13 protein-coding genes are annotated in these 15,895 nt (G+C 60.8%); 6 read left to right on the top strand and 7 right to left on the bottom strand.

All coding sequences use genetic code 11. From position 1 onward, the window contains the following. Position 1: 1 nt before the first annotated feature. Together HDE72_RS18180 and HDE72_RS18175 are read right to left on the bottom strand one after the other, a co-directional pair. Positions 2 to 973, bottom strand: coding sequence for a D-2-hydroxyacid dehydrogenase (locus HDE72_RS18180; RefSeq protein WP_183743504.1), 972 nt, complete (start codon positions 971 to 973; stop codon positions 2 to 4). Then, entirely contained in the window at positions 970 to 1,920 is a 951-nt protein-coding gene (locus HDE72_RS18175; protein ID WP_183743502.1) for a LysR family transcriptional regulator, read from the bottom strand. Before HDE72_RS18175 ends, HDE72_RS18180 begins: the two co-directional genes overlap by 4 nt. 159 nt (positions 1,921 to 2,079) lie before the next feature. On the opposite strand from HDE72_RS18175, the gene HDE72_RS18170 reads away from it, so the two are divergent. The 6 genes from HDE72_RS18170 to HDE72_RS18145 all read left to right on the top strand — a co-directional run bounded on the left by HDE72_RS18170 (position 2,080) and on the right by HDE72_RS18145 (position 10,177). Next, complete coding sequence (locus HDE72_RS18170) at positions 2,080 to 2,265, top strand: hypothetical protein (protein ID WP_183677236.1); 186 nt, start codon at positions 2,080 to 2,082, stop codon at positions 2,263 to 2,265. Beyond that, a complete protein-coding gene (locus tag HDE72_RS18165; protein ID WP_183743500.1) occupies positions 2,262 to 3,125 on the top strand; it encodes an alpha/beta hydrolase in 864 nt (287 codons plus the stop codon). The genes HDE72_RS18170 and HDE72_RS18165 overlap by 4 nt, the downstream gene beginning before the upstream one ends. 282 nt (positions 3,126 to 3,407) lie before the next feature. Next, on the top strand, positions 3,408 to 4,652 hold the full coding sequence (locus HDE72_RS18160) for an efflux RND transporter periplasmic adaptor subunit (protein ID WP_183743498.1): 1,245 nt from the start codon (positions 3,408 to 3,410) through the stop codon (positions 4,650 to 4,652). Between the two features lie 3 nt (positions 4,653 to 4,655). Beyond that, complete coding sequence (locus tag HDE72_RS18155) at positions 4,656 to 7,856, top strand: efflux RND transporter permease subunit (RefSeq protein ID WP_183743496.1); 3,201 nt, start codon at positions 4,656 to 4,658, stop codon at positions 7,854 to 7,856. Positions 7,857 to 7,885: 29 nt separating this feature from the next. Then, the gene (locus tag HDE72_RS18150; RefSeq protein WP_260176798.1) at positions 7,886 to 9,379 is read left to right on the top strand and encodes an efflux transporter outer membrane subunit; all 1,494 of its coding nucleotides are present in this window, start codon (positions 7,886 to 7,888) and stop codon (positions 9,377 to 9,379) included. A 240-nt stretch (positions 9,380 to 9,619) separates the two neighbouring features. Continuing rightward, a complete protein-coding gene (locus tag HDE72_RS18145) occupies positions 9,620 to 10,177 on the top strand; it encodes a fasciclin domain-containing protein (RefSeq protein WP_183743494.1) in 558 nt (185 codons plus the stop codon). Between the two features lie 64 nt (positions 10,178 to 10,241). Here HDE72_RS18145 and HDE72_RS18140 read toward each other — a convergent pair whose 3' ends face one another. The 5 genes from HDE72_RS18140 to HDE72_RS18120 form a co-directional block, all read right to left on the bottom strand. After that, positions 10,242 to 10,496 carry a hypothetical protein gene (locus HDE72_RS18140; RefSeq protein WP_183743492.1) on the bottom strand — a complete coding sequence of 85 codons (255 nt, stop codon included), beginning with the start codon at positions 10,494 to 10,496 and terminating at the stop codon, positions 10,242 to 10,244. Between the two features lie 141 nt (positions 10,497 to 10,637). After that, positions 10,638 to 11,660: a serine hydrolase domain-containing protein gene (locus tag HDE72_RS18135; protein ID WP_183743490.1), complete on the bottom strand. Its 1,023-nt coding sequence runs from the start codon at positions 11,658 to 11,660 to the stop codon at positions 10,638 to 10,640. Positions 11,661 to 11,720: 60 nt separating this feature from the next. Then, positions 11,721 to 12,923, bottom strand: a complete 1,203-nt coding sequence (locus tag HDE72_RS18130; RefSeq protein WP_183743773.1) for a PepSY-associated TM helix domain-containing protein — start codon at positions 12,921 to 12,923, stop codon at positions 11,721 to 11,723. A gap of 15 nt (positions 12,924 to 12,938) precedes the next feature. Further along, positions 12,939 to 15,107: a TonB-dependent siderophore receptor gene (locus tag HDE72_RS18125; RefSeq protein ID WP_183743488.1), complete on the bottom strand. Its 2,169-nt coding sequence runs from the start codon at positions 15,105 to 15,107 to the stop codon at positions 12,939 to 12,941. 263 nt (positions 15,108 to 15,370) lie between these two features. Beyond that, complete coding sequence (locus HDE72_RS18120; RefSeq protein ID WP_183743486.1) at positions 15,371 to 15,607, bottom strand: hypothetical protein; 237 nt, start codon at positions 15,605 to 15,607, stop codon at positions 15,371 to 15,373. Positions 15,608 to 15,895 lie beyond the last annotated feature (288 nt).

Genomic DNA, 15,895 nt, shown 5'->3' with positions numbered 1-15,895 from the left:
ATCAGCCGACGAGATTCGTCGGCGCGCCCCGTTCAAACGCTTCCACATTGTCGATGAGCTGCTCGGCCAGTTTCTGCATGGCCTCGCCGCTTGCCCAGGCCGTGTGCGGCGTGAGGATAAAGTTGGGCAGGCGCAGCTTCAGCAGCACGTTGTCGGGCGGCGGCGGCTCCTGGCTAAGTACGTCGAAGCCGGCGCCGGCGATCACGCCGGTGTGCAAGGCATGGGCCAGCGCTGCTTCATCGACCAGGCCGCCGCGCGCCGTATTGATCAAGAGGGCGGTCGGCTTCATGCTGGCCAGCTCAAGCGCGCCGATGATGTTGCGCGTCTTGTCGGTCAGCGGCAAATGCAGGCTGAGGATGTCGGAGGTGGCCAGCAGTTCTTCTTTTGATACTTCCAGCACATCGGTCTCGTTGATGGGCGAGCGGTTATGCACGGCCACCTGCATGCCGAAGGCGCGCGCCAACTGGGCCACGGCCTTGCCCAGCGCGCCATAGCCCAGCAAGCCCAGGCGGCTGCCGGCCAGGTCGCGGATCGGGTGGCCGAACAGGCAGAAACGTTCGGATGCCTGCCACAGGCCCGCTTCCACGTCCGCCCGGTAGGCGATTAACTGGCGGCGCAAGGCCAGCATCAGCGCCAGCGTGTGTTCGGGCACGGTGGCGCGCGCGTAGTCGCGGATGTTGGCGACGATAATGCCGCGCTCGCGGCAGGCGGCCAGGTCGATGATGTCCGTGCCGGTGGCGGCCACGGCGATCATTTTCAGTTGCGGCAGTTGCGCCAGTTCGGCCGCGCGCAGCGGCACCTTGTTGCTGATGGCGATGCTGGCGTCTTGCAAACGTTCCACGGTTTGTGCGCTGCCCTTGGTATGCGGATATTCGGCCCATTCGTGAACAAACGCTGGTGCGCGGACGGTGGCGATCAGGCTGTCGCGGTCGAGGAAGACGATCTTGTGCGGTGTTGCGGGAACTGCGGTCATGGCTGTGTCTCCGGGAGTTCAGGCCGCGCATGCTTGTTCTTGAGCTGCGTGGCCGGGTGGGTGGAAAACATGTCGGCGACCCATTCGACGAATACGCGCACCTTGGCGGACAGGTGGCGGTTCGGCGGATAGATCACGTGGATGGGCAGCGGGTCTGAATGCCAGTCTTCCAGCAATTCGATCATCCTGCCTTGCCGCTTCAGGGGTTCGAGCATGAAGTGGGTCATCTGGATGACGCCCAGTCCCGCCAGTCCGGCCGCCGTGTAGGCGTTCGAATCGTTCAGCGCGATATGGCTGTTCATGGCGATCTGGATACGTTCGCCGTCGCGCGTAAAATCCCAGTCGAAGGTCTTGCCCGTCTTGGCCGAGAAAAAGTTGACGCCACGGTGGGCCGTCAAATCATTCGGGTGCGTGGGCGTACCATGCTGTGCCAGGTAGCCGGGCGAGGCGCAAGTCATGAAATGCAACTGGCCCACGCGCCGGGCGATCAGGTTCAAATCGCCCAGTTCGCCGCCGCGCACGGCGCAATCGACGCCTTCCTCGATCAAGTCCACGGGGCGGTCGCTGCAACCGAGTTCGAGCACGATGTCGGGATAGCGCGCAAAAAAGTCGGGCAGGGCAGGGATCAGCAATTCGCTGGCCAGGGCCGTGGGCGCATCCACGCGCAAGCGTCCGCTGGGGCTGAGCCGGGTGCGCGACAGCGATTCCTCCGCTTCGCGCACGTCCGACAGGATGCGCACGCAGCGCTCGTAATAGGCGGCGCCGTCCGAGGTGATGCTGACGTGTCGCGTGGTGCGGTTCAGCAGTTTGACGGACAAACTCGCTTCCAGCGACTGTATCAGGGTCGAGACGGTCGCCTTGGGTAACTGCATGTTTTCGGCAGCGCGCGTAAAACCGCCCGCATCGACTACCTGTATGAATACTTCCATTGCCTGCAGTTTATTCATGTTCTTCCTTATTGTTCGAGATTCTGAACAATCAATTCGTCATTGCACTCTTTATCAGATTGTAGAACAAGTCTATAGTTGTTGTACTGCAGCATAAAGAAGTGTCTGCAGACAGTCATCAGGAGAAAGATCATGGGTCATCGAAATGGAAGCTTTGCAGTGCTCGCAATATTGCTGAGTGCGCTTGCCTTGTCCGCGATGGTATATACGGACGCGTACTCGCAGGCGGCGCAATCCGAAGCCAGCGGCTATAACGCCCTGACCCATGAAGTCGGCCGCGCCGCGCTGCTGTGCCTGAATGATACTGTGGTCGATGCTGCAGTGCAGCCGGTGGTGGCGCAATGAGCCAGGTCAGTGCGCTGGTCGCCGAATTGGCGCCTGGCCAGGCGTTGAAGATACGCGATATTCAAGTGCAGGGCGCGCAAGAGCCGCTCGCTGCGCGGCTCTATACGGCCGGTGTGCCTGGCGCCAGGCAGTCCAGCCTGATCGTATTTTTCCACGGCGGCGGTTTTGTCGATGGCGACCTCGACGAATCTGACGACTTTCTGCGCTGCCTGGTGTTGAGCAACCCGGACCACGTGGTGCTGGCATCGAATTACACCCTGGCCAAGGTGCGCCCATTTCCCGCCGCCGTCGAAGACGCGCATGCGGTGCTGCTGTGGGCGAAAAAGAACAAGACCAAGCTGGGCTGGACGGGCAAGCAGATGGTGGTGTCCGGCATCGAGGCGGGCGCCAACCTGGCTGCCGTGTGCGCCATGATGTCGCGCGACCGGGGCGGCCCGCCGCTCGCTGGCCAGGTCTTGATCATGCCCATGCTGGACCCCGGCTTGTCGTCGTGCTCGATGCGCGCCTTGCCGACTTGTCCGGAACTGGTGGAAGTGGCTGATAAATGCGCCGCCGCCTACCGTGGCTATTTGCCGAACGCCGCTGACCGCGCCCATCCGTACGCGTCGCCGCTGCAGTCGAGCCGGCTGAAGAATTTGCCGCCAGCGCTCATCCTGTCCAGCGAAGATGACCCATTACGCGATGAGGCTGAACAATACGGCAGCAAGCTGATCGCTTGTGGCATCAAGACGACCGTGCGGCGCATGCCCGCCGCGCCCCTCAATGAAGCGGGCGCCCGCAATGAATGCGCGTGCAGAGTGCACGTATTGGGTGAAATTGCCAGTTTTGTGGCTGGCTTGGGACAAGAACCCGAGTCATGACGCCGATCTTCGCGGCATCACAAAAAAAATTACACTAAGCAGTTTACTTTTTGAGTTTTGGTTGTTACACTATGTAGTGTAGTTCTTGGTGTAATTCCCTTTCTGCCTGCGTTGTGCACTCGCACAGCCAGCTTTGTCGTCCCCGTCTGCTTTTAAGCCGCAGGCGGCCTGTTTACCTTTGATCGAGCGCCGTCGGGCGCCATGGCACCAACAGTACCTTTTTAGCTGGGTTGCTTCCTGCCGCCCATACCATTAGAAATTTTCATAAGACAGGGAAATAAAATGAAAAACGTTCAACAATTTTCGACGCTGCTCAAGCCCCTGGCCGCATCGCTCGCGCTGGCCGGACTGGTTGCCGTGAGCCTGGCTGGCTGCGATTCGGCGAATAGCAAGGTGCCCGACGCGCCCGCAGCCGGCGGTCCGCCGGTCTCCACCGCCGCCGTGGTGGAAAAACAGATCACGGAAACGCAGGAATTCTCGGGCCGCCTGGAAGCGATCGACCGCGTGGAAATCCGCTCGCGCGTCAACGGCTTCATCACGTCCGTGAACTTCAAGCCAGGCAGCGAAGTGAAAAAGGGCGATGTGCTGTTCGTGATCGACCCGCGCCCATACCAGGCGGAAGTGGAACGCACCGAAGGCGCTGCCGCCTCGGCCCGCGCCAAGGCTGGCCTGGCCAAGCTGGAGTTGACGCGCTCTGAAAAGCTGCTGGCTGAAAAAGCCATCGCCCAGCGCGAATACGATGAAAAAGCGGCCGATATGAAAGGGCTGGAAGCCGATGCCCGCGCGGCGCAAGCCTCGTATGACGCGGCCAAGCTGAATCTGTCCTATACCCGCGTCGAGTCGCCTATCAGCGGCCGCGTCAGCAAGGCTGAAATCACCGTCGGCAACCTGATCGATGCTACCGCCATCCTCACCTCCGTGGTGTCGACCGACCGCATCTACGCCAGCTTTGACGGCGATGAAGACACTTATCTGCGCGTCGCCGGTACGGCGCAAAAAGGCACGCCCGTCACCGTGAAAATCGGCCTGGCCAATGAAACCGGTTTCCCGCATGAAGGCAAGCTGGAATTCGTCGACAACCGGCTCGATCCGGCTACCGGCAGCGTGCGCATGCGCGCCACCTTCGCCAATACCGACCGCGAACTTGTGCCTGGCCTGTTTGCACGCGTCCAGCTCGATGGCGGCAACGGTCCGAAGGCGCAAAGCACGGCGCTGCTGATCAGCGACCGCGCCGTGGGCACCGACCAAAGCCGTAAATTCGTCTACGTGATCGGCGCCGACAACAAGGCTGAATACCGCGCCGTCAAGCTGGGTCCGAATTCGGACGGCTTGCGCGTGGTGCGCGAAGGCTTGAAAGTGGGCGAGAAGATCGTCGTGAATGGTTTGCAGCGCGTGCGCCCAGGCGCAGCGGTGACGCCACAACTGGTGGCGATGGACTTTGATCCAACCGCACCGGCTGCACCGGCGAAACCTGAAGCAAAAGACGCCAAGATTGCCGCGAAAGCAGCATCGACTACCAAGGAATAAAACATGAATTTTTCACGCTTTTTCATCGACAAGCCGATTTTTGCGGCGGTCTTGTCGATCATCATATTCGTAGCGGGGCTATTGTCGATTTTCGGCTTGCCCATCTCCGAATATCCTGACGTCGTGCCGCCATCGGTGGTGGTGCGCGCGCAGTATCCGGGTGCAAACCCGAAAGTGATCGCCGAGACGGTGGCAGCACCGCTCGAAGAGCAGATCAACGGTGTCGAGAACATGCTCTACATGTCTTCGCAAAACACCTCGGACGGCGCGATGATGCTGACCGTGACCTTCAAGATCGGCACCAACGTCGAGCAAGCTGAAACGCAGGTGCAGAACCGCGTGCAGCGCGCCTTGCCGCGCCTGCCGGAAGAAGTGCGCCAGATCGGTGTGACGACGGTCAAGTCCTCGCCCAATCTGACCATGGTGGTGCATCTGGTCTCGCCGAACAAGCGCTATGACGATATGTATCTGCGTAACTACGCCGTGCTGAACGTTAAGGACCAGCTGGCACGCTTGCCGGGCATGGGTGATATCCAGATCTTCGGCGCCGGCGATTACGCCATGCGCATCTGGCTCGATCCGCAAAAAGTCGCTGCCCGCAGCATGACGGCCAATGATGTCGTTGACGCCATCCGCGAACAGAACGTGCAGGTCGCCGCCGGTGTGATCGGCGCGTCGCCAGCGAAGAATGCGCCATTCCAGCTGACCGTCAACACCCAGGGCCGTCTGCAAACGCCAGAGCAGTTTGGCGACATCATCGTGCGTACCAATGGCGATGGCGCAGTGACGCACCTGCGCGATGTGGCGCGGGTGGAAATGGGCGCCAATAGCTACTCGCTGCGTTCGCTGCTCAATAATAATCCGGCCGTCGGCATGGGTATTTTCGAAGCACCTAACGCCAACGCGCTGCAATTGTCCAGCGATGTACGCGCCAAGATGGAAGAGCTGAAAAAAGACTTCCCGCAAGGCGTGGAATACCGCATCGAGTACGACCCGACCCAGTTCGTGCGCTCCTCGATCGAAGCCGTGATCCACACCCTGCTCGAAGCGATCGCACTGGTGGTACTGGTCGTGATCATCTTCCTGCAAACCTGGCGCGCGTCCATCATTCCACTGCTGGCCGTTCCGGTTTCCATCGTCGGCACCTTCGCCGTGATGCTGGGCTTTGGTTTCTCGATCAATACCCTGTCGCTGTTCGGCCTCGTGCTGGCCATCGGTATCGTGGTCGATGACGCCATCGTGGTGGTAGAAAACGTCGAGCGTAATATCGAAGAAGGCCTGTCGCCACGCGACGCCACCATCCAGGCCATGAAAGAGGTGAGTGGCCCGATTATCGCCATCGCCCTGGTGCTGTGCGCCGTGTTCGTGCCGATCGCCTTTGTTCCTGGCCTGTCGGGCGAGTTCTATCGCCAGTTCGCACTGACGATTGCAATTTCGACCGTAATCTCCGCTTTCAGCTCGCTGACCCTGGCGCCAGCCTTGTCGGCCGCGCTCTTGAAACCGCACGATGCACCGAAAGATGCGCTGACGCGCGTGATGGATAAAGTCTTCGGCCGCTTCTTCGCCTGGTTCAACCGTTTCTTCGGCCGTGCTTCGCACCGCTATGAAGCGGGCGTCAAAGGTGTGTTGGGCCGCAAGAGCGCGTCGCTGGGCGTGTACGTGCTGCTGGTGATTGCCGCCATCTTCACCTTCAAGGCAGTGCCGGCCGGCTTCGTGCCAGGCCAGGATAAACAGTACCTGGTCGGTTTTGCGCAATTGCCTGACGCCGCCTCGCTGGACCGCACGGAAGATGTCGTGCGCCGCATGTCCGACGTGATCAAATCGGTGCCTGGCGTTGAGTCGACGATTGCCTTCCCCGGCCTGTCGATCAACGACTTCACCAATGCACCTAACTCGGGCATCGTGTTCGCCACCTTGAAACCGTTTGACCAGCGCACCACCAAGGAATTGTCGGGCGGCGCCATCGCGGCCGAGATCAACAAGCGCCTGGGCGGTATCCAGGACGCCTTCATCATGGTCTTCCCGCCACCGCCGGTCAACGGCCTGGGTACCATCGGCGGCTTCAAGATGATGATCGAAGACCGTGGCAACCTCGGTTACGACGCGCTGTACAACGCGACGCAGGCGCTGGCCGCCAAGGCTTACCAGACGCCGCAACTGGCGGGCGTGTTCTCGGGTTACCAGATCAACGTGCCACAGCTGTTTGCCGATGTCGACCGCGTGAAAGCCAAGCAGATGGGCGTGCAGCTGCAAACGATCTACCAGACCTTGCAGATCAACCTCGGTTCGCTGTACGTGAACGACTTCAACCAGTTTGGCCGCACTTATCAGGTCCGTGTGCAAGCCGATGCAGCCTTCCGTTCGCATGCGCAAGACATCGCGCAGCTGAAAGTACGCAGCGACAAGGGCGAGATGATTCCTCTGTCGTCGCTGATGCGCGTCAAGGATACCTATGGTCCGGACCGCGTACAGCGCTACAACGCCTACGCCGCAGCCGACTTCAACGGCGGTCCTGCAGCGGGTGTATCGAGTGGCCAGGCGCAAGCCGCGCTGGAACGCATCGCCAAGGAAGTACTGCCGCAAGGGATTTCGTTTGAATGGACCGAGCTGACCTACCAGGACATCTTGTCCGGTAACACGATGATCTATGTGTTCCCGCTGTGCGTGCTGCTGGTATTCCTGGTGTTGGCTGCCCAGTACGAGAGCTGGACCCTGCCGCTGGCGGTGATTTTGATCGTGCCGATGTCGATTCTGTGCGCTTTGCTCGGCGTCAAGCTGACCGGTGGCGACAACAACGTCTTTACGCAGATCGCCCTGTTCGTGCTGGTGGGGCTGGCGTCGAAGAATGCGATTCTGATCGTGGAGTTTGCGCGTGAACTGGAAGACCATGGCCGCACCATCGTGCAAGCGGCGCTGGAAGCTTGCCGTCTGCGTCTGCGTCCTATCCTGATGACGTCGATCGCCTTCATCATGGGTGTCGTGCCCCTGGTGTTCTCGCACGGCGCCGGTTCGGAAATGCGTCATGCGATGGGTGTGGCGGTGTTTGCCGGCATGCTGGGCGTGACCTTCTTCGGCCTGTTCCTGACGCCTGTGTTCTATGTATTGCTGCGCACTCTGGCGCAGCGTTTTGAGAAAAAGCCGGCCGATGCGGTGGTCAAGCATGCTGCAGCGCCTGTGCTGGATCTGGAAGGAGATGTATCGTGAGTATCGTGAAAAAAAATGTCATGACACGCATGGCTGCACCCAGGGCTGCAACTGCCTTGCGCACGACCTTGACGGCCATGGCCGCTGCCGTGCTGCTGGCGGCCTGCGCTGCGCCTGAGTTCAAGCAGCCGCAAATAGCCACGCCCGCCGCGTTCAAGGAAGATCAAACGCTGGCGGCCGTGCAGACGGCATCCGATGGCACGCGCTGGAAGCAGGGCGTGCCGGCGGAACGCCAGGCGCGTGGCGAATGGTGGCTGGCCTTTAATGACCCGGCCTTGACCGAGCTGATAGGCGAAGCGACCAAGGCCAACGCCAACCTGGCCGTGGCCGCCGCCCGCGTCAAGCAGGCGAGGGCGATTGCCGGTATCGCCGAAGCAGACCGCATTCCGCAAGTGGGCGTGAACGTGGGTGCACAGCGCAACCGCGCTTCCGCACTGTCGCTGTCGCTGCCGGAAGGCACACCAGTCGCGCCTGGCAATGTGTACCAGGCCAACCTGACGGCCAGCTACGAAGTCGACCTGTTCGGCCGCGTATCGTCCAATGTCAGCGCTGCGCGCAACGATGCGCTGGCGGTGGAAGCGACTTACCGTTCGGTGCTGCTCTCCTTGCAAGCGGACGTGGCGCAGACTTATTTCATGCTGCGTGAAACCGATGCGGAACTGGCGACCCTGGAACAGACGGTGCGCCTGCGTGAAGAAAGCGTGCATGTGAACCAGCGCCGCTACGACCTGGGCGACATCGGCGAGTTCGATCTGGCCCGTGCCCGCACGGAGCTGTCGACGGCGCGCGCCGAAGCGATTGGCCTGCAGCGCCAGCGCACCACCAACGAGCATGCGCTGGCCGTCTTGCTGGGCAAACCGGCCGCCAGTTTCACGGCGTCGGTCAATCCGCTGCAAGACAGCGCTTTCCTGCCCGTGATACCGGCTGGCCTGCCTTCGTCCTTGCTGGAGCGCCGTCCCGACATCGCGTCGGCCCAGCGCACCATGGAAGCGTCGAATGCGCGTATCGGCGTGGCGAAATCGGCCATGTTCCCGGCCCTGACCCTGAATGCCGCTGCTGGCGGCACGGGTGACACCGTCGCGGACATCTTCAAGTGGAGCAGCCGCTCCTGGCTGCTGGGCGCCCTGATGTCGATGCCGATCATCGATGGCGGCCGCAACAAGGCAGCCGTGACGCGCAGCGAAGCGCAGCTGGAAGAATCGGTGGCGACCTATCGCCAGAGCGTGCTGGTGGCGTTCGCCGAGGTGGAAGACAACCTGGCCGGCCTGCGCATCCTGTCGGGTCAGACGCAGCAGATCGATGAAGCCGTGGTATCGGCCCGCCGTTCTGCCGACCTGGCGCAAAAACTGTACGCAGCCGGCCGTTCCAGCTACCTGGACCTGCTGGACGCACAGCGCAACCTGGCCACCATCGAGCGCAATGCCGTGCAATTGCGGGGCAACCGCGCCGTCACCACCGTGGCGCTGATCCGCGCCCTGGGCGGTGGCTGGGGCGAGCCTGAGCCGCAAGTCGCGGCCAACTGATCCCGGCAGCGCGGGCTGGCTAACCCCGGCCCGCGCCTTGGGATTTGATTGAATAGTGATTGAATAGTAACTGAGTACGGCGTATGCGCATTTTGCGCTGCGCCGTATTTTTTTGGGGGTTTGCCTTCAAGGCAGCAAAAATAACTGAATCCGATCGCTGCATGGGCGCGTAAATGACTGTGCAATCACGCACAGGCTGGTTTAGCCAGCCTTCAGACAGTCAGACACCAGGAGATCATCATGCGCACCTTCATTCCAGCAGTCTTGTTTGCCACTTCCATGCTGGCCACCGGCGCCAGCTTCGCCGCCGACATGACCACCATGGTCGGTGGCCAAAGCATGTACCCCAGCAAGGACATCGTCGACAACGCCGTCAATTCGGCCGATCACACCACCCTGGTCGCAGCCGTCAAGGCGGCAGGCCTGGTCGATACCCTGAAAGGCAAGGGCCCGTTCACGGTCTTCGCGCCCACCAATGCGGCTTTCGGCAAACTGCCAGCCGGTACCGTGGACACCCTGGTCAAGCCAGAAAACAAGGCCACCTTGACAAAAATCCTGACCTACCACGTGGTTCCCGGCAAATACGACTTCAAGGCCCTGGCCCACGAAATCAAGATGCATGACGGTAAAGCGACCCTGGCCACGGCCAGCGGCGGCAAGCTGATGTTCGCCATGAACGGCATGCACAACATCGTGGTGATGGATGAAAGCGGTAATAGCGCCAACATCAGCACCTATGATGTGTACCAGTCGAATGGCGTGATCAATGTGATCGACACGGTGCTGATGCCGAAGTAAGTACAAATAATCGGACGAAAAAAAAGACAGGGCTAGCCCTGTCTTTCTGAATACTGCAGCCCGATTATTTGGCTGGCGTTGCTGGCGTGGCCGGCGCTGCTGAAGCAGCTGCTTCGGCTGGCTTGGCTGTCTTCGCCTTGTGATGTTTGGCTTTCTTGTGCGCAACCTTGGCGGCCGGTGCTGGCGTTTCAGCTTTCGCTGCTGGCGCGGTGGCAGTGGCCGATGCCGCTGCCGGTGCGGCTGGCGTTTGTGCAAAAGCGGCGGTAGCGAACAGGGTAGCGATCAGGGTAGCTGTAACGTTGAAAATGCGTTTTTTCATGGTGCAGTCCTCAGTGGTGGTTTGTCTGGTGCTTCTGTTTGTGTCGGCATGTTTGCCGTGTCACTGAGCAGAAAACGCGCCCCGCCAGCACTGCGTTGACGGGGATTACAAACGCTTACATCTACGTGTTTTTTTCCTGGCCTAGCGGGCTTTTTCTGCCTGTAGCAAGGCCTTCAAAATCTCTTCCGAGCGGCGCTGGCCATAGCCCTTGCCATAGGCGCTCGATGCGATGCTGACTACCATGTGGCGTGCGGGAATCACATAGATCTTGTTGCCACCATTGCCAGAGGCGAAAAAGACGGGAATTTTTTCGCCGCTGATCTCCTGCGTCTTCGCATACCAGAAATAGCCATAGTGATCGGCATAGCGGTCTGCCTTGCCGGTGGCCACGCGCGGCGCCAATGCCGCCTTGATCCAGCTGGCCTCGATCACGCGACGGCCGTCAAACACACCTTCATCGAGCACCATCTGGCCTATCTTCGCCGTGTCGCGCGCGCGCAGGGACAGGTTGCCCTGGCCTTTGGGGTGGCCCGCGACATCGCGGCCCCAGCTCCAGCGCGTGATGCCCAGCGGTGCAAACAGGGTTTTGCTCGCAAAGGTTTCCAGGTCGGCGCCGCTGGCCTGTTCCACCACGCGCCCGGCGATATAGGCGGTCAGCGAGTTATAGCGGTAGACGGTGCCAGGCGTGACGTTCGATGGCACGCCGCGCACGAAATCGCTGGGATCTGGCGCCTCATCGAGCTTGTCTTCATTGCCGGGGGAGTTTTCGTCTTCGTCAAACGCGGCCAGGCCGGAACGCATGGTCAGCACGTCGTCCAGCACCACCTTGCCGGCAGGGCTGTTGGCGACTTCGGGCCAGTACTGGCCCACGGTGCCCGTCGTTTGCAGCTGGCCGCGCGCCACGGCGGCGCCCGCCAGCAGGGCGGTGATGCTTTTGCCGGCCGAGCGGATATCGTGCAGGGTGTCCGCCGTCTCGCCGTTGTAATAACGTTCGGCGACCAGGGCGCCATCGCGCAGCACGACCACGGCGCGCAAGTCGCCGTGCGGGTCGCTGTCGTAGGTTTGCAACACAGTGGAGAGGGGGGATGGGGCGTCTGCTTGCGCCAGGGCGGCGCAGGAGACGAACAGTGGTAATAAGAGCAGGGGAGAAGCAAGGCGTGGCATGGGCGGCTATCCAGCATGATAATCGGATGGAAAGTGTCGCTCAATTTCCCCGTCTTGTCTTTATATAAATTGCCGTTTGCCTGAAGTTTGCATGAAGCGCGCGCGGCGCTTGCGCACCCAGATGATCAAGCCCGTGGCGCTCAGCATCGCTACCACCAGGCCCATGGCGGAAATTAATATGCGTCCCGCCAGCCCGATGATGCGGCCAGAATGCAGCGGGAATTGCGCTTGCAGGAAGATATCGCCGGCGCTGCCCGTGCCGGGTATCACGCCACCGGCGGGGCTGCCATCGCTGCTGTCGAAATACAGCCACGCATTGCCCAGGCCACCGTCGCCATGGTCATTGTCGGCATTGAAAAAGCCCACGCCATACAAGCCGTAGGCCGATGAATAAAATACCCCGCCAGCCGGCAGCAGCCAGCCCCGTTTTGCCGCCTCCGTTTTTGCCAGCGCCACCGCCTGCTCGCGCGTGAGGCGCGGTGCGCCTTGCTGCGCGGGCGTACGCGGCGTGCGGCTGTCGAAGGCGTTCGGGCTGAGGGTGGAAAACTTCGCCACCAGGGGGCGCATCACCTGGGTTTGCAGATTCATGGACACCGATGTCAGCGCCAGTATCAGCAAGAGCAGCCAAACCCACACGCCGCCAGAACGGTGCAGGTCAAAGTTCAGCTTATGGCTGCCTTGGCGCCAGCGGAAGGCCAGCGACTTGCGCCAGCTGCGCCAGTTGGGGAACGACAGGTAGAGGGCGATAAAGCAGTCGACAAACCACACCATGCCGATGATCCCCATGAACCACAAGCCCAGCTCGATGCCCCGGCCATCGGGAATATGCATGGTGTAGTGCAGCTTGTACAGGAAGGGCAGCAGGTTTTCGCGCGTCAGCGACACGGCGCCCCACTCGCGCGTGCCCTGTACCTTGCCGCTGACGGGGTCCAGCGCTACCTGGTTGTAGCCCAGTGCATAGGGCTTGCCGGTGGCAGCATCGACCCTGCCTTCGACGGACAGTAGCGCCGTGTGCCCCGGCTCCATTGTCGTCAGCAGGTAGTTGACGCGCAGGCGCGGATTCTGCGCCTCCAGCTGCTGCGCCAGCGCCAGGCCTGATTGCGCTGATCCCGTTCGACTCTGCGCATGAAACAGCTGCGGATTGAGCCAGGCGTCGAGTTCGTGGTCCCACGAAATGACGGCGCCCGTCAAGCCGGAGATAAACAGGAATACGGCCGCCGCCAGTCCGAACCAGCGGTGCAGTACGACCAGGGCAGGGCGCAAACGCATCCGGCTTCCCTAGTACTTCCAGCTCAGGGTCACGCTGCCATTGCGGCCGGGCGCATACAGCGACTGGGTCCAGTACAGGCTGGTCAAATGCTTGTTGTCCGTCACATTGTTCAGGTTCATCGACAGGCTGACATTGCGGCTGATATCGTAGCTGGCCATCAGTCCCAGTTGTCCATACGCGCCCTGATGCAGGGTGAGGCTGTCGCTGACCTGGTTGTAGATGGCGTCTTGCCAGGTCAGGCTGGCGCCCACTTTCATTGCTGGCAAACCGGCTACGCGGTAGGTGCTGGCCAGGTGGAACTGCTTGCGCGGGATGAAGGTGCGGGCGTCCTGGCCATCGTCGCCCGTGATGTGCAATTGCGAGTAGCCGGCGTTCGCCTGCCAGCCCTTGGCCAGTTCGCCCGCCACGTCGAACTCCAGGCCTTTCGATTCCGAATTGACGCCCTTGTAGTAGGTCCTGAAGTCGGCCGTGGTGCCTGCCACTTCGGCTGCATTGTCCTGGCGCGTCTTGAACAAGGCGCCCGACAGGTTCAGTTTTCCGCCGAACCATTCGCTTTTCAGGCCCGCTTCCAGGCTCTTGCCGGTTGCCGCAGACAGCGTCTGGCCGCGGGAATCGATGCTGCTTTGCGGATTGAAGATACCCGTGTAGCTGCCGTAGGCCGACACATTGCGGTTGATGTCGTACACCAGGCCCACGTAGGGCGTGGTGTCGCTTTGCGATTTGGCCTGGCTGACGCCGTAGGCGGTGCCGGTGCTGTCAGCCTGGACGGTATTGAAGCCGGCCAGCAGCTTGGTATTGTCGGCCAGGTTGAAGCGGGCAGCGACGAAAGCGTTCTTGCGCTTGTCGGTATAGGCGCTGCCGTCGGTCGAGGCGTCGAAAACCGGCTCGGGATAGGAACCGTTGAAGGCCGTGCCATTCGGCAGCGGAGTGCCGATGCCGCGGCCATAATACGAGGTTTCGCTCAGCGTGGATTTCGACCAGCCCAGTCCCAGGGTGATGTCGTGTTTGCGCCCGCCCAGCATGAATTTGCCATTGGCTGAAATATCGACCAGCGTCTGGCCATTGTTCGAGTTATAGGCCGACGGGTAGCTGAACAAGCCGTCGCCGGTAGTGCGGTCGGGCGTGCCATACACATACAGCAGCGTCGAATCCGAGGTGGCGCGCGTGTAGCTCAGGGTCGATTTCAAACTCCAGTCGTCATTGAACTGGTGGGCCAGTTCGGCAAAGGTATTGTTGGTCTTGATATTCCAGCGCGACCAGTTGGCCGAGGTGGAAGTGGAAATCGGGTAATCGGTCGGCGTGCCATCGCTGTACGACAGGGGCAGGGCGCCCCACATGCCGCCCCGTTCCTGGTTCTTTTGATAGGTATTGCCGACGGTGAGCGTGGTGTCCGGCGTCAGCTTCGCTTCGACGATGCCGTAGACGACATCCTTTTGCGGCGAGTAGCGGTCCAGGTAGGAATTGCCTTCCTGGTGGACCACCACGAAGCGCGCCGCTACCTTGCCATCGGCGCTGAGCGGCGTCGAGACGTCGGCGTCGAAGCGGCGCGTATCCCAGGAGCCCAGCGTGAAGGCGGCCGATGCGGCCAGGCCGGCGACGGGGCGCTTGCGCACGAAGTTGATGGTGGCCGATGGATTGCCGGTCGAGGAAATCAAGCCGTTCGCGCCGCGCACCACATCGACGCGCTCAAACACTGCCGTATCGAGGTCGCCCATCACATTGCCGAAGACGAAGGGAATGCCTACGCCGTCATACTGGAAATTGGTAATGTCGTAGCCGCGCGCCGTGTAATAGCTGCGGTCCGTTTCCACCGCTTCCACCGTCACGCCCGTGGTTTGCGCCAGCACCTTGCTGGCGTTGTCGAGCTTGAAATCATCCATCTGCGCGCGCGTGACGACCGACACCGATTGCGGCGTTTCGCGCAGCGACAGATCGAGTTTGCTGGCCGAAGCGCTCTTGCGCGCCGTGTACGCTTCGTCGTCATTCTTGCCCGTGACCGTGATGGTTTGCATGACGGCGTCATCGCCATTGCCGGCCGGTGCAGCAGGTAGTGCATCGGTGGCATGGGCCAAACCCGCGCCGAGCGCCAGCGAGATGGCCAGGGCCAGTGGGCGCAGTACGGGTGTTGTCAGGGAGGCAGCGAGGGAAGGGGAGGCGAAAGGGGGACGGCCGGGCATTAAAACACTCCTGAAGGGTAAGCAAATGAAAACGTTAATGCGAATAGTTCTCAATTGTATTTGATGGTCGGGTATTCAGGCAAACATTTCTGTGACCAGGAAGCGTTATTGCCGCGATTTTTACATCGATTTACATCGAGCCTGCACCGGTGTTGCGCTGTTTTTTTGTGACTGAAAATGCAAAAAGACAGCCGAAGCTGTCTTTTAGTCTTGCTGGTATTGCTGACGTTGCAGGGGGCTTGCTTGCTGCTACTGCTTGCTGCTTACTTCGCTGCTGCTGGCGTTGCAGGGGTAGCATCGGCCGCTTTCGTTTCATCGGCTTTCAGCTTGTTGGTCTTGTGTGCCTTGTGATGCGTTTTCGATTTGACGGCTTTGGCCGGTGCCGACGCGCTAGCCGACGCTGCGGCGGGTGCTGCTGCCGGGGCAGGAGCTGCAGGCGTTTGAGCAAAAGCAGCGGTAGCGAACAGGCCGGCGATCAGGGTAGCTAATACTTTTTTCATGGTGCAGTCCTCAGTGGTGGTTTGTCTGGTATTTCAATCCGTGTCGGCATGTTTGCCGTGTCACTGAGCATAAAACGCGGCCCGTCAGCATGGCGTTGACGGCGATTACAAACGCTTACACACTGCTGTATTTTTCTCAGACACGACACGATGAACGTGGATGCGGCAAAAAACAAAAAGACAGCGCGAAGCTGTAATGCCGTTCAGTTAAGACTGAACGGCATTTTTATTTGGGTCTTGTAAACGGCAAGTTCAGCTGTTAACCTGCCGAGCATGCTCGATGACCCT

It is taken from the genome of Janthinobacterium saanense, from assembly GCF_014200675.1.
Classification (GTDB): Bacteria; Pseudomonadota; Gammaproteobacteria; order Burkholderiales; family Burkholderiaceae_D; genus Janthinobacterium.
This window is presented reverse-complemented; position numbering and strand designations above follow the sequence as displayed.

What these genes read in the sequence shown, in the direction of transcription:
- HDE72_RS18180 (WP_183743504.1), bottom strand. Translation starts at nt 973, where the DNA reads ATGACCGCAGTTCCCGCAACACCGCACAAGATCGTCTTCCTCGACCGC.
- HDE72_RS18175 (WP_183743502.1), bottom strand. Translation starts at nt 1,920, where the DNA reads ATGAATAAACTGCAGGCAATGGAAGTATTCATACAGGTAGTCGATGCG.
- HDE72_RS18165 (WP_183743500.1), top strand. Translation starts at nt 2,262, where the DNA reads ATGAGCCAGGTCAGTGCGCTGGTCGCCGAATTGGCGCCTGGCCAGGCG.
- HDE72_RS18160 (WP_183743498.1), top strand. Translation starts at nt 3,408, where the DNA reads ATGAAAAACGTTCAACAATTTTCGACGCTGCTCAAGCCCCTGGCCGCA.
- HDE72_RS18155 (WP_183743496.1), top strand. Translation starts at nt 4,656, where the DNA reads ATGAATTTTTCACGCTTTTTCATCGACAAGCCGATTTTTGCGGCGGTC.
- HDE72_RS18150 (WP_260176798.1), top strand. Translation starts at nt 7,886, where the DNA reads ATGGCTGCACCCAGGGCTGCAACTGCCTTGCGCACGACCTTGACGGCC.
- HDE72_RS18145 (WP_183743494.1), top strand. Translation starts at nt 9,620, where the DNA reads ATGCGCACCTTCATTCCAGCAGTCTTGTTTGCCACTTCCATGCTGGCC.
- HDE72_RS18140 (WP_183743492.1), bottom strand. Translation starts at nt 10,496, where the DNA reads ATGAAAAAACGCATTTTCAACGTTACAGCTACCCTGATCGCTACCCTG.
- HDE72_RS18135 (WP_183743490.1), bottom strand. Translation starts at nt 11,660, where the DNA reads ATGCCACGCCTTGCTTCTCCCCTGCTCTTATTACCACTGTTCGTCTCC.
- HDE72_RS18125 (WP_183743488.1), bottom strand. Translation starts at nt 15,107, where the DNA reads ATGCCCGGCCGTCCCCCTTTCGCCTCCCCTTCCCTCGCTGCCTCCCTG.
- HDE72_RS18120 (WP_183743486.1), bottom strand. Translation starts at nt 15,607, where the DNA reads ATGAAAAAAGTATTAGCTACCCTGATCGCCGGCCTGTTCGCTACCGCT.